16 protein-coding genes are annotated in these 12869 nt (G+C 53.9%); 1 reads left to right on the top strand and 15 read right to left on the bottom strand.

The features are described from left to right. The 6 genes from ACTNBK_RS12660 to ACTNBK_RS12635 all read right to left on the bottom strand — a co-directional run. Positions 1–1152 (bottom strand): histidine kinase dimerization/phospho-acceptor domain-containing protein (locus tag ACTNBK_RS12660; protein WP_441146587.1); only part of this gene is annotated, 1152 nt, incomplete at its 3' end. Then, a complete protein-coding gene (locus tag ACTNBK_RS12655; RefSeq protein ID WP_441146585.1) occupies positions 1145–1852 on the bottom strand; it encodes a response regulator transcription factor in 708 nt (235 codons plus the stop codon). The genes ACTNBK_RS12655 and ACTNBK_RS12660, both read right to left, overlap by 8 nt. 136 nt (positions 1853–1988) lie before the next feature. After that, on the bottom strand, positions 1989–2234 hold the full coding sequence (locus ACTNBK_RS12650) for a hypothetical protein (RefSeq protein WP_441146583.1): 246 nt from the start codon (positions 2232–2234) through the stop codon (positions 1989–1991). Positions 2235–2386: 152 nt separating this feature from the next. Beyond that, entirely contained in the window at positions 2387–2584 is a 198-nt protein-coding gene (locus tag ACTNBK_RS12645; RefSeq protein WP_441146581.1) for a hypothetical protein, read from the bottom strand. A 160-nt stretch (positions 2585–2744) separates the two neighbouring features. Next, positions 2745–3032: a helix-turn-helix domain-containing protein gene (locus ACTNBK_RS12640; RefSeq protein ID WP_441146579.1), complete on the bottom strand. Its 288-nt coding sequence runs from the start codon at positions 3030–3032 to the stop codon at positions 2745–2747. 42 nt (positions 3033–3074) lie between these two features. After that, positions 3075–3353 (bottom strand): hypothetical protein, encoded by a 279-nt coding sequence (locus tag ACTNBK_RS12635; RefSeq protein ID WP_441146577.1) that lies wholly within the window; start codon positions 3351–3353, stop codon positions 3075–3077. A 225-nt stretch (positions 3354–3578) separates the two neighbouring features. Between ACTNBK_RS12635 and ACTNBK_RS12630 the strand changes: the two genes are divergently transcribed. Next, positions 3579–3803 carry a helix-turn-helix transcriptional regulator gene (locus tag ACTNBK_RS12630; protein WP_441146575.1) on the top strand — a complete coding sequence of 75 codons (225 nt, stop codon included), beginning with the start codon at positions 3579–3581 and terminating at the stop codon, positions 3801–3803. A 200-nt stretch (positions 3804–4003) separates the two neighbouring features. On the opposite strand, the gene ACTNBK_RS12625 is transcribed toward ACTNBK_RS12630, so the two are convergent. The 9 genes from ACTNBK_RS12625 to ACTNBK_RS12585 form a co-directional block, all read right to left on the bottom strand. After that, entirely contained in the window at positions 4004–4180 is a 177-nt protein-coding gene (locus ACTNBK_RS12625) for a cysteine-rich KTR domain-containing protein (protein ID WP_116721489.1), read from the bottom strand. Between the two features lie 74 nt (positions 4181–4254). Continuing rightward, positions 4255–4635 carry a hypothetical protein gene (locus ACTNBK_RS12620; protein WP_075705351.1) on the bottom strand — a complete coding sequence of 127 codons (381 nt, stop codon included), beginning with the start codon at positions 4633–4635 and terminating at the stop codon, positions 4255–4257. Between the two features lie 103 nt (positions 4636–4738). Further along, entirely contained in the window at positions 4739–5308 is a 570-nt protein-coding gene (locus tag ACTNBK_RS12615) for a DUF6935 domain-containing protein (RefSeq protein ID WP_227152208.1), read from the bottom strand. Positions 5309–5357: 49 nt separating this feature from the next. Next, positions 5358–6488, bottom strand: coding sequence for a hypothetical protein (locus ACTNBK_RS12610; protein WP_441146573.1), 1131 nt, complete (start codon positions 6486–6488; stop codon positions 5358–5360). 15 nt (positions 6489–6503) lie between these two features. Next, complete coding sequence (locus tag ACTNBK_RS12605) at positions 6504–7820, bottom strand: TPM domain-containing protein (RefSeq protein ID WP_441146571.1); 1317 nt, start codon at positions 7818–7820, stop codon at positions 6504–6506. Between the two features lie 19 nt (positions 7821–7839). Continuing rightward, the gene (locus ACTNBK_RS12600; protein WP_441146569.1) at positions 7840–8973 is read right to left on the bottom strand and encodes a hypothetical protein; all 1134 of its coding nucleotides are present in this window, start codon (positions 8971–8973) and stop codon (positions 7840–7842) included. 69 nt (positions 8974–9042) lie between these two features. Further along, positions 9043–10263 carry a hypothetical protein gene (locus ACTNBK_RS12595; protein ID WP_441146567.1) on the bottom strand — a complete coding sequence of 407 codons (1221 nt, stop codon included), beginning with the start codon at positions 10261–10263 and terminating at the stop codon, positions 9043–9045. A 92-nt stretch (positions 10264–10355) separates the two neighbouring features. After that, positions 10356–11366: a DUF5067 domain-containing protein gene (locus ACTNBK_RS12590; protein WP_116721480.1), complete on the bottom strand. Its 1011-nt coding sequence runs from the start codon at positions 11364–11366 to the stop codon at positions 10356–10358. A gap of 12 nt (positions 11367–11378) precedes the next feature. After that, entirely contained in the window at positions 11379–12845 is a 1467-nt protein-coding gene (locus ACTNBK_RS12585; RefSeq protein WP_441146565.1) for a hypothetical protein, read from the bottom strand. Positions 12846–12869 lie beyond the last annotated feature (24 nt).

Genomic DNA, 12869 nt, shown 5'->3' with positions numbered 1-12869 from the left:
AGCAGATAAATAATGGCTATTTTGCACTGAAATCACCTTAACCAAGCGCAAATGGCGGCTAATACATTGAGTAGAAACAGGATAAAGGCTTTTATTCAGAGGTTCCTTAGAGAAGATATTATCAAATGCCCTGCGGATGTCCTCAATGTGGAGGCAACAAAAACATCCCGAACCAAACATGGGAAGCTGTCCCACAAGAAATCCATCTTCCTCCAGTTCGCTACATTCCTCATACAGCAGTTGATTCAGAAATTGCCCGCCATCAATTACTTCTTGAAGATAATCATGTTCATTTCTGCGGTCTGTGACAAACTCATGAAATAACTCGTCCGTCAAAATCTTCATCTGATGGGCTTTCTCAGAAGCCTTTTCCAGATAAATTTCATACTGCGTTTCTGTCAATTCCTTTTTATGTATCAATATCTCCAGATACCCAGTCAACTTAGTCAAAGGTGTTCGAATATCATGTGAGAGGGAGGCAACCAACTGTTCGCTTTCTTCCCTCATTCGTTCCTCATTTTCCAACAAAGCCAATAGGGACATACGCATAGATTCAATCTCATTTCCAAGCTCCGCGATTTCATCCCTACCGCTGACCTCAATCCGGCTGTTTCTGCCCGACTGAGCAGACAGGAGGACTTGCTGATAGAGCTTTTTAATGCGGTGCATGGTATAGACTGTAAACGGAATGACAATTCCCAAAAACAGCAAAATCCCAATTACCATACCAGCGGTATCCCACCAGAAGAAGTAGGTATTTCCTGGAGAATATGAAGTAGCATAAATGAAACCGTCTGAGCAGATGATTGGTTCGTATTCATCTTCCTCATCTAAAACTGATTTCCCATCTTCATAAAGGAATGCTGGCCCTGTAAACAGAATAATATCAGAGTTTTCTTTGTTCCACTTCGTATCTGTCAAAGCCTCTTGCATGGAAAGCCCTCTTTCTGTTACATACTTCTGAAAATCTTCCACAGCAGACGCACTTTGTTTATCCCAATAGGCATCAAATCTGGTGTCATAGAAGAACCATGTGGCTACTGTATTGGCTACTAAGTAATTCCCCAGCCATGCAAAGGCAAAAGCAATAGCCGCCACAGTTAACAGTTTTATACCTAATCGTCGGGAGATACATCTAATCAGGTTATTCAATACGATACCCCTTTCCCCACACTGTTACAAGGTGGATTGGGCGCCTGGGGTCATCCTCAATTTTATCCCGCAACCGGCGGATAAAGACCATGACGGAGTTGCTGTCGGTGGATAGAAAAGGTTCTTCCCAAACACTTTCATATATGTTCTGCGCTGAGAAAATCTGGCCGGAGTGAGCCAATAGCAAGCGCAATATACGGTATTCCGTTGAGGTCAGATCCAGCTCTTTTCCTTGCTTCCATGCCATATTGCGGCAGAAGTCAATGCGTAAACCACCCCATTCGATATATTCTGGTGCTGGCACTTTTTTGCCTTGGTAGACCTTATATCTCCGCAGCAGGCCTTTAACCCGTGCAATCAACTCTGGATAGGAAAACGGCTTGGCCAGATAGTCGTCTCCACCGGAGGAATACCCCAGCACAAGGTCAGAGCTTTGAGTTCTTGCGGTCAGAAATAGGATCGGCACATTTGACGATTCCCGAATTATTCTGCTCACACGATACCCAGATATGCCCGGCATCATCACATCAAGAATGATTAAATCTACATTGGCGGTCAATAATTTCAGCGCATCCTCGCCAGATGCAGCTTCAACCACCTCAAAATTTTCATTTGATAATAGAACGGAAATAACTTCTCTTATTTCTTTGTCATCATCTACCACCATAATTCGTGCTTTCTCATCTATAACGCTTTTCATAGCCAGCCTCCGTGGATGTTAGTTATATTTTCATAGACCATAATTTTACACTTTAAGATTGTATCATATAATTTCTGGTTACAGTAGATGATAAATGCTGACAATTTCTTAATATGAGCAGTTTTCAGGTAGTAGGTTACATTATTACGCTATTTTTTGCTATTGCAGTGTCGGGATTTATAAAAGCAATTGTGAGTCCACATCTCTCTGCATACCTCACGGTCTGCATTGTACCAGACCTCAACTTACGCTCATTGTCATAAACCGCTACTAAGTAGTTCGCATGATCTATCATATAGCAGTTCCGCTTGATGTAGCTCTCCCGGCAGTCCTCTTTTCCTGCCACTACACAGTCGGAACACATCCGCAGGAGAAAAGCCATCCGGCGTTTGCTCCGCTCATCCCATTTGGCGTCGTGGCCCTCAAAGGGTAGCACCACCAGCTCTATATCCCATATTCCGACTGCTCTTTTAGCCGTAGAATCAGCTTACCGACCCACATATCCACACCCAGGGCACAACTTATAAAAAGGCATTAGACGGTAAACTGATAGTCCCGATCCGGCTCATTGGTCAGGTAGCAGTCGATCCCGTCAATGGCATAATGCTCGCCGGTGGAGGCCGCCTCATAAACATTGAGCAGGAGCTGAAGGTGCCGGTTGGTGTTGACCTCAATGTAGGCGACCTCCGCGCCTCTGGCGGTCAACCACGCCGCCAGATTGAACGCTGTCACCGTCACGCCGCTTCTGCGCTGCGCCCCTGCAACGGCAATACGGATATTTTTAGCGTTCCAGCGGTACTGTGAGATTTACTGATCTCACTAAGATTGTAACTCTGTGTGTTTCAGAATTACATAAACAGAATGGAAGGTTACCTACCCAAAATGGAAGGTTTTAGAGTTTTGCCTCCAATTCAGACAAAAATGCAATGGTCATTCGCAGGTTCTGCTTCTGATCCATAGCTTTAAATTCTCTCCCCGACAAAAGATAATCCAGTGAGACATCGAAGAATGCTGCAAGCTCCACAGCCAGTTCAACTGAGCCGGTCTGCTTTCCGTTTTCAATTTTCAGGATGTATGTACTGGTGATGTTCATTTTCTCTGCCAGCTGCTCCTGCGTAAGTCCTCGGCTTTTCCGTAAATTCTCGATTCGAGCGGCATAGCTATCTCTGTTGAAGCCCATAACACTTTCCTCCGTTTTCTGAAATTTGGATGAGACCGAATTTCAGTTCGGAGGATCACGGCACCCAACAGAAAGATTATCATTAAAAAATAAATTGCCGATCCCGTGCAAAAATGGAGAATCGGCAACCTGTGCTTGATCTGCATTAAGAAGTCCAGGGCGGGATACAGGGGCAGCAGGCGGAGGTTTTTCTTCCTTTCTTATATGCCCAGCTTGCGTATCCCGTTTTTTTCTTGACAGTCTTCCTCGTGCTGTCCTGAAAGCAGTGTGACTCGGCTTAACCAGATGGAACAACTTAATGCGGCAGCTGTTATCTGCCATGTTGCATTTCTCCTTGTCCACTTACGCGGCCGGCACACAGACAGCCAGCATCACCCCCTTAAAATTTTTGTTCTTCGGCAAATGCGACTGTCTTGCCGATAATATAATTCAGTTTTATGTATCTCAGGTTTGTTGGTTCATGTATCACGATACACTTAACAAGCGAATTGTGTCGCATTCACCCGCAAAAAGATGTATTGTAGAATATCTTTGAGGTGAACTGCGATGTATGACTTCTCCTATCCATTGGGAAATGCGGTGAAGAGCACACGTTATCAGCGCGGTCTGACCCAGCTTCAGGTAGCAGACATGGCGGATATCGATGTGCGAACCGTGATGAATATTGAGAACTACAAGGCAAATCCTAAGATGGAAGTGCTCTACCCTTTGATCCGTGCCCTCCGTATTGATGCCAGAACCATTTTTAACCCTGAGCAGCAGCGCGCCTGAGCAGCAGCGCGAAACTCCCGCTCTACAACAACTTCGGCTTATGATTGAGGAATGCAGTGAGCAGGAGGCCGAAGCGTTGATCCCGGTGGTGGAATCGGTCATTGCCGCACTCCGGACAAAGGACGCCATTGAGATTGGATGACTATATAAAAAAACAGAGCCTGCTTTTCCCCGGCAGGGGGATCAGCAGGCTCTGTGCTTTAAGCATCCGGCTCGTCGCTCAATACCATCTTCAGTTTTACCACATTGACCATGAATTCCTTTTTACATTTTGGACAGTATAGCGGGAATTTTACTAAAACCGTTTCTTCATATACTTTGACTTTCGTTTTGCTGCCGCACTGAGGACAGCAGATCCATTTTGACTCATGCCGCATAGCAATCACTCATTTATTCGTAGTTGCAAGTTAGATAATTGCAGTCGGTTTTTCTTCATTGATATCCAATCATTCTATGAAAACGCCGCCAATTTCGCCAGCAGATACGCCAGAGAACTATCATAAAAGACGAAATCATCGATCAGTCCGGCATTTTTTGCATCTATGACACGGCTGCATACGGCGGACTGTTCCGGTCTGACCAGAAGCAGGATCTTGAGGTCCTGTTCAACCTGCCGAAGAGGTTGGCAGATCCCGACCGCCTGATCCATATCCGCCTGATCCACAATATCCAATATCACCACATCCGCATGAAAGATATCAACGCCGACCACAGCCTGCGGATAATGGAGCTGGGCCGCCCACAGGAAGTCAAGCTCCGGCTTTGCCTGGATGGCCGCTGACAACCCCTGTCCCAGCACCTTATTGGATGATATAAACAGCACTGTTTTCATGATCGGCACCCTCTATCCAATCCGATAAATACAGATGGTTTTCTGATCGCTCCCGCCTGCTCCGGCTTCCATGAGCCGAGCCTCCACAGCCGCGCCGCCTGACTCAAGCCCAGGGGTCGGCGGACTTAGGGGTGCGGACACCGGTGAGCAGATATTGCTCCCAGAGGAACCATTTCCCATCGCTGCCCCGCTGTCGGAGTTTGATGGGGCGAGGGCTGTCCGCGCCGCCGCAGGGGATAAACAGTTTCATATAGCCCTGCTCCTCACCGGAAACATGGTTGCTTTCCACCCGGATGGTATAGGGCTGGGCGGGTGTGTAATTGTTGTCGGGGGTAGAGCCGGCGAAGTAGGTGAAGGGAAGGTAGGTCTTTCCGTCACGGAAGCGGTCGTTTAAGAAGGAGATCTCCTGTCCGTTCAAAGGACGGGGCCCCCGCAGCCAATTCAGCATATCCGTGCCGATCTGCCGGTCAGCGGCATAGGCGCACAGGGCCAGCACGGTCAGCGCCGCCGTCTGAAAGGGGGTGTCAAGGGCCGCCTCCGGGAGAGCCTGCAGCTGGGCAAGGCTCTCAGGGAGGGCCGCGAAGGTAAAGGTTTCCCGCTTGTTTCCAATGGCTGTGGCTGCCGTCGCCGCGGCATCCACGGCGGACTGCTTTAGCCTGTCAAAAATACTCATACAAATACTCCTTTCACGCCTGTCCCACACTCGTGCGCCTGATGTTCTCTCAGCCATAGGCGCGTATCAGATCCATACAGGTCATGCCCTCGCCAAAAAAGGGCGGACACACACCGGTTTCACGATCCTGCTGGATATGGAGAGATTCGCCGGAGGGGTCGATCAGCACCGGGAAGCTGCCGCTCATGCGGGTGCCCGCGCCGTCCGAGAGGTCCAGATACAGGCAGTCGCCCTCCATACGCCAGATGCCGGAATATGAGTATGCATACTCCTGCCCATCCTCCGGCTGATGGTAGAGATCGATGCGTCCGGAATAGTCCGGGTCGCTGTCGCCCCAGCCGAACTCCATGTACCAGTGCTCGCAGGTCCAATTTGTGTAAGCCAACCCCCAGTCTGTGGGCGGCAGCCACCAGTCGTCCCCGGACGGCTCCCAGTCCTCGGGGTAGTCCAACCCGGTCACATAGCCCCAGATGCCGAAATCCATCAGCATGGGAAGGTAGTTCTCCCCGGTGGGCACGATGGGAATGCCGTATTCATCGGTCAGCGGGAGCCACTTCATCTCCACGCTATCGTTTGTCACAAGGACGATCTCCGTGTCCGGTTCATCCCGCCATTGCTCATAATTTACGAATATCAGTACAGGCTGGGCACACTCTTCCCGGTAGAGCACCTCACCCGGTACAGGCCAAACGCCGTTACCAAGAGATTCCCATGTGACATGGTTCACGGCAAGGCTGGTATTCTCATCCCGGGGAACGATGCAGAATAAATCACCCCAACCTGCGCCGAGGATACGTTCGGCCGGTATATGCAGCAGAAACGGCATCGCCTCGACCAATCCGGCACAATTCTCCACCAGCCAGTCCGACAGCGGGGTGGAGTCCCCCTGCTTCCTGTATCCCAGATAGGCGACCGCGCCGGCGTACCGGTCATCGTATGCCATGACGTCATACAACAGGTTCAGGGACTCCTCCGCCAATTCCGCCTCCGCTATTTCTTCCCCGCTGCCGGAGAACACACCCACCCCGGAATCTTTTTCTCCCTTGCTGCCGGAAAGGGTGCCTATCGCACCGTCCGTTTCAACGGGCGGTGTGTCTTCTCCTCCGCAGGCGGACAGGCCAAGGGCCAGTGCCATGCACAAAATCGCCGGGAGAAAGCGGCGCCGGAGCAAATTCTTCATCATCCGGCCTCCTTCTCAGAATTTCCCGCTGCGGCCGCTGCCGCCGCCCCCGCTTTCGCTGTAGGTGCTGCCGCCGCTGCCGCCCGAGCTCTCTTTCTGGATCTTGGTGCGTGTTTCGGTGGTATGGGTGTACCGGTCGTACTGCTTTGTTAGGTGTAAGCCGCCAGCGGTGAGGTACGCATCGGCTTCCGCCTTTTGATGGACGGACTTCATCTTACGCAGCAGCCACAGGCAAACCGTCCCCGCGGCCAGACAGGAGCATCCTGCTGAAATGACGAACCAGATCCAGTAAGGACGGCGCACCGGCTTGCCGGCGTCGGCCTTTGTCAGATATTCCTCACAGGCGTCTAAGTAATTGGAAATGCCGCCATACCAGTCGTCTTCCCCAAAATCTCCAAGGAATCGTTCTTCCAGCTTCTCCTGCCCATATTCATCAAAGGCATACTCGGCGTATTCGCCGTAGACGAACATGGCATAGTTCCGCTTGGCCATGCTCAGGAGCACGATGATCCCATCCCGCCCGCTGCCCATACCGAGCTCATTGCCGTGGTAGAGCTGATAGGTGACCTCATAGACACTGCCGTTTCCGTATTCCGTGTAATCATCCACAAGAGCAAAATAAACGCCGCAATCCTGCTTTTGGGAAATGGCTTCGGCCCGAGCCTCCAGCTTTTCCCACTTCTCATAGGGAAGAAGGTCTGCAGCATCAAATACATACCGCATCGTGACGCTGCCCTGCACCGGTTCTTCCACGCCGACATCCTCGCCGGAGCCGGCCGGCGGGCAATTTGTGAGGATGTAATCCTCCGCCGTTTCCGCCATGGCGTCCACTGCTTGGGTCAGCGCCACGGCGCTCATGGTCATGTCCTCGCCGTTCCACGCCCGCGCCGCCATATAGGGCTGTACCGCATCGTAGACGGCGCCGGACAATTCCTGGCCGCTGCCCCGCTCATCGCTCAGTCTGGCGTAGACGCACCAGTCATTTTCGTCAACCATCCTGTAGGTATCCCCATCCTGCGGTTCCAGCAGAATGGTCAGCGTAACGCCCTCCTTGTGCTCGCCATAGCCGTAATCATATTCCTCATAGATCCCCGTGGCGGCGTCGCCAAGTCCGTCATAGCTGTTTTGGGTCAATACATCCACCCGCAGATCAAGGCCCAGCGCCTGGGAGAGCTGGGGGAGGGTCTGTTCTCCCTGCATGGTCAGCTCCTGCGATCCCAAGGATTCCGTTTCGTCATAGATCACGCCGTACTCCATTGCCGCCATTGCGGGAGTGCAGAGGGACAGCGCCAACAGGAACGCCAGCGCGAGAGCAGTATATGCTTTCTTCATATCCGGTCCGCCTCCTTTCTCACGGCAATAGGACCAGCGCCGAACTGATCACAGACAGGGGGACGGCGATGGCGGCAAACAGCCCCCAGAACTTCCCCCAGCTGACCGGCAGGTCGCCCACCAGCTTTCCGGTCTGTCCATTCATGGCAAAGAGGAAGTCCTTCCCATGCCACTTGGTATTCAGCATCCAGACTGGCATCAGGGCGTAATGCACCTTGCCCCTGCGCAGGTGAACGCTGCTTTCTCTGAGAACGCAGAGGTCATAACGCTTCACTGTGCCGCGCAGCGCGGAGGCAAGGGTCCCCTCACAGCGCTGATCCGCCCGCTGCCGGCTCTGTTCCACCGTCACATCGAACTTATCGGCCAGGAAGCCGGGGAGATACGCGGTGGAAAAGGGCTTCAGCTCCTTGTAGTCATAGGGTTCAATGGAGTCCATGTGGCCGTCCGGCATCTTGCTGGAGGCGTCCACCGGCACCTTCTCAAAGGTGACGGTTCCGGCCCGGTAGACATCGTAGTGTTTCGTCTCCGTGATCTCGTAGTCGCCGGAGCGGTATGTACGGGAGCGGGCAGCCTCATAATGGGCGTCGCCCTCCGCCTCGCCGTCGAACATCCAGAAGGGAACATAGATCCCCCGGATCTCCTGCACATGATTTTCACCGGTAAAGCTTTTCGGCAGGAAAAACTTCCCTTTGTAGTGGGACTTGAGGGCCTTTACCGCATCCTCCTTGCTCAGCTTGAACGGAACGATGAAATCCGGCCGCAGTGCCCCGGAGAACTGGCCCGGCACCACGGTGGGGTTCCCGCAATAGGGGCAGGAGGTCGCCGCCGTGCTCTCCTCGCAGATGAGCTCCGCGCCGCAGCTGGGGCAGCCGTAGGCCCGCATACCGTCGCCCTCAGCCCCCCAATCCTCGCAAAAGTCAGAGGTGTCCCATGCGCCTCCATCCGCGGCTGGCGCGCCCTGCTCGGCGCCGCCTTCCTCCGTCGCCTGCTGGGCTTCTGCCGCCTTTTTTTCTTTCTCTGCGTAGAGCGCCTCGATCTCCGCCACATCATAACTGGCGCCGCAGTATTCGCACTCCAACCGGCCGGACGCACCGGAGAAATGCAGCGGTCCCGTGCAGCTGGGGCATTGATAATTTGTTACCTGTGTTGGCATCTGAAATTCCTCCTTCCCATGCCGACGCTGTAACGGTCTATGCCGAAACAGGCCCTAATCCGCAGAAGATCAGCCGAGCGGGTCGGTGAGCAAGCTGTCCAGCGTCAGGACGCACAGCTGTGCGTCGTACTTCGGCATAAACGGCAGGCTGACTTCGTTCTCCCCAGCGCCGATCACCATCTCCTCGCCGCTGGGACTCATCAAAATCGGATAAGTCTCCGAGATATAATACGGGCCGTCTGTGACGCCATAGTTATCACCGCCAACAAGGGACAGGCTGACGGTCACATAACTGGGCCCATCCATGACGGATGTGGTCGTCCAGAAACCGCTCCACACCTCTTCCCACGTCGTTTTAGAAGGATCGGCACCCTCGTATTCCCAATACAGTTCGACCGTTCCTCCCATCTCATCCTCGGGAAAGAACCACAGGTAGTAATTTGCGATACGGTCCGTATCCCATGCCGCTGCCTGCGTTGTCCAGCTGCCGCCAAGCCCGGAGGCATAGACGCCGCTCCAGCCGTCTGCCAGCCACGGTGCAAGCTCGGAAGGAACGCCCTGCCAGCCGTATTCCGTAAAGTCGAAGGAGAGGTAGTCTCCGTTTTCCGAGAAACATGGCACGATGTGCCCCGTTGATGTATAGAGCTGCGGCTCCCACACGCAGCTGTTGCCTGCGTTGTCTACGATCTGAACCTGTATGTAGGACAGGTATGCGTATGCATCGTCCCCGCCGGCTGCAAAGATCAGCAGCGGATCTCCAACTTCAGACCGGTAGAGAACCTCGATGACCTCTTCAGTATCTGATTTCGAATCCCACCGCATGAGATTGACGGAAACCGTGGCATTTTCATCAAGCGGCACGAGACAATACAGATAATCATCGTCCCCGATGGTATGCCCCGTATCGATTTCGGAAATAAAAGGGTATTTCTGCAGCGTCGCTTGGTCTGTTTCTGACAGCCAATCTCCATCAGACGCTTCTCCGGTATAGCCCAGGAAGGCCGCGCCGAACATGGTCTGCGGAAAAGCCATTCTCTCCCGCAGCCAAACAAGAGATTGTTCCGCTTCCGCGGAGAATCCGGTCGGTGTCGGCTGCATATCCGATCCCCCGGCCCCCGGGCGCAGCTTTTCCGGCAGTTTTTGATCGGGCATACCAGACAGCGTCTCACCATCGGCGCTTCGATTTGGTTCGTCTGTTCCCGCTTGCTGTTTTTGCGCGCAGGCACAGAGAGACAGCATCAGAACCAGTATTAGAAAAAATGCGATCACTCGTTTTGATGTCCTTTTCATAACTGCTCCTTTCAAACGTCACTGCTCCATACCATTGCGCAAACGGGGATCGCTCCGCCCCAAATGGGGCGGGAACGATCCCCATTCTGGTGTCATCCGATGCTGTCCGGCATAGGCTCCTCCGCATCGATCAGAGGCAGATACCAGCTGTCATAGAGATTGGGCAGATCCTCCTCGTCCACATCCACCCAATAGGTCCCCCACGGGCGCAGGTAGATATCATAGTGGAACGCATCTCCGCCGTTTTCGTAATCACCGTCAATGTGGATCATGTCCCCATAGTCCACCAGTCCCGGGTCAACGATCCAGTCCCCGTGCTCCAGCGCAATATCCGTGAAGGCGCCGCCCTCGGATGTCATGGTGCCATATATGCTGGTCCCATCATCACTGAGGCTGACCGACGCGGAGACCATCGGTTCCGACTTCGTGTAGTCCTCATCCCAGAGGGTGACAGTGCCCGTGCCGTCCCCGCCGATGTCAATGGCGCCGCAGATGTCCCACCAGGCGCCCTCCAGATCCTCGTAGTCGCCCGAGCAGCCGGTCATGATCCACCAGCCGTACCAGTCGCCGTTCCACCAGTCCAGCAGTATATCTCCGGTTCCAGTATCCTGACCCGTACCGCTTCCCGCCGCTTCCCGGCTGAGTGTGGACGGATCGACGGTGATCTTACCGGTTTTGTCGCCGAACGCCTCCTCAAAGGTCACCTCGACCTTGCTGGTGGTATCCGCCAGCACAAAGGCGGTGCGGAGTTCAAGGGTTTCACCCGGCGCGACATCCGTAAATTGACTGTCGATCACCGTGTCGTAGGAGTCGCTGTTCGCAAAGACGGTGGCGATAGCCAATTCTGCGCCGTTCTGTATCGCTGTTTCAGAGATGGACCATACATAGGAGCCGCTGTCCTTGCTGTTGTTGGTAAAATCCAGCGTCAGGACCAGCGCGTCGTTTCCATCTGAGTCCTCCATGATGCTGGCCCCCTTGTAGAGCAGCGCATAGTCCCCGATCTGGAGCGAATTGGACTCTTTCGGGTCGTCCTTGCCGCAGGCGGCCAGACTGAGCAGCATCGCCGCCGCAAGCAGGACGCAGAATAACCTCGTGCGTTTCATGTCAGGCCCTCCTTAAAAGCCACTGAGTTTGAATGCAACCAGTTCCATTGCGGACTCGTCCGCTCTGTCTTCGGTCATAATGGCAAGGATGCTGCCGTCAGCCAGCTTCGCGCCGCCGCAGAACCAGGGATAGTCCGTGCCGAACAGGTCGCCGTCATCCGCCTCGCCGAGATAGGCGCCGTCCTTGGTCCAGAGCACCACCTCACGCATATTTCCGTCCAGGGCCAGATAGCCATTTGCGGTCTGCGTAATAAAGGTAATGCTTCCCAGGCCGCTTCCGTCGGAATCTGCCAAAGTCATTTGCAGCGCGCCATTGCTGTCATAGACAAACACCTTGTGACCGCTGCCATCCACGGCAGACCCGCAGACATAGATGTGGCTGTCGTCGATCAGCAGATGACTGAGGATATCCACTTCCTGGAATACAATGGACTCCGTCTTGAGGGCTCCGCCGGAGAGGGTGATCTTTTCACATTCCGGGCCGGAGAACCAGCTGACGCCCCAGGTCCCGGATGGGTGCATGGTGACGTGATCCGGGCCCTCATAGGACGCCGTCTGTGCGCCGTCCTTCCAGCTGATCAGCGGCTCCATAAAATTCGCCAGCCAGAGGGTCCCTGTGGTGTCGGCGGAAATATCCTCATATTCCGCGTCCAGCACAATATCCTCCGCAAAGTTCAGAGATGCGCCGTCGTAATCGAAGCGCTTCAATTCTCCGTCCACCAGAAGGTAAGCCTGATCTCCTGTGACAGCAGCTGCGTGATTGAAGGTCTCCTTTGTGATGATGCAGTCTGTAATAGGCAGCCACTGGCTGCTGAGCGTGTGCGTCCCCACCATGACGCTGCGGGGCTGGGCGGAAAAGGGCTCACCCTCCCAGTACCAGGGGCCATCCTCGTTTCCGGTATCCTCCAGATGGAGCGTCAGGCCGGAGAGCAGCTTGTCTACACGCTCATCCTCGTACTCGCCGATGATCTCCATAAATACGGTGGCTCCCGCGCCCTCCACCCGGTTCATATACCGCAGGCAGGGGGAGCCCCAATAGTTTCCTTCTGCTTTGAGGCAATCGATGCCGCCGACGGGAGTAAGATCATAGGCCTGATCGACTGCATATTCGTACTCGTCAAAGCCGTAGCTGGTGAGATAGTCCCGGAAGGTATACGGATCTTCCACAGAAACGCGGATCTCCGCATCGACGATGCTTCCATCCTCGCCTTCCTTGGGAAGCGTCAGGATGATCTTGGAGGATGTTTCATCGTCATGAAGGTCGTCCTCCTCATAGACCCAGCCGTCCGCCTCATCGTAAGTAAGATCCCACAGATTTGTATGGATCGTTGTTCCGCTTCCCGCTTCCACAGGAGGCTTTGTCTGCTCGGTTCCTTCCGATGTCGAGCTGGGCTCCGGGTTGTCCTTGCCGCAGGCAGTGAGGCTGAACAGCATCAGCGCCGCAAGGAACAGGCACGACAGCTTGAACTTGGTTTTCATGGCCATTCTCCTCTCTGTCCTTTC

The organism is Intestinimonas sp. HCP28S3_D6 (genome assembly GCF_052065695.1).
In the GTDB taxonomy this organism is placed as follows: Bacteria; Bacillota; Clostridia; order Oscillospirales; family Oscillospiraceae; genus Intestinimonas.
The sequence above is the reverse complement of the archived record's forward strand: the minus strand, read 5'-3'. Positions and strand labels throughout refer to the sequence as shown.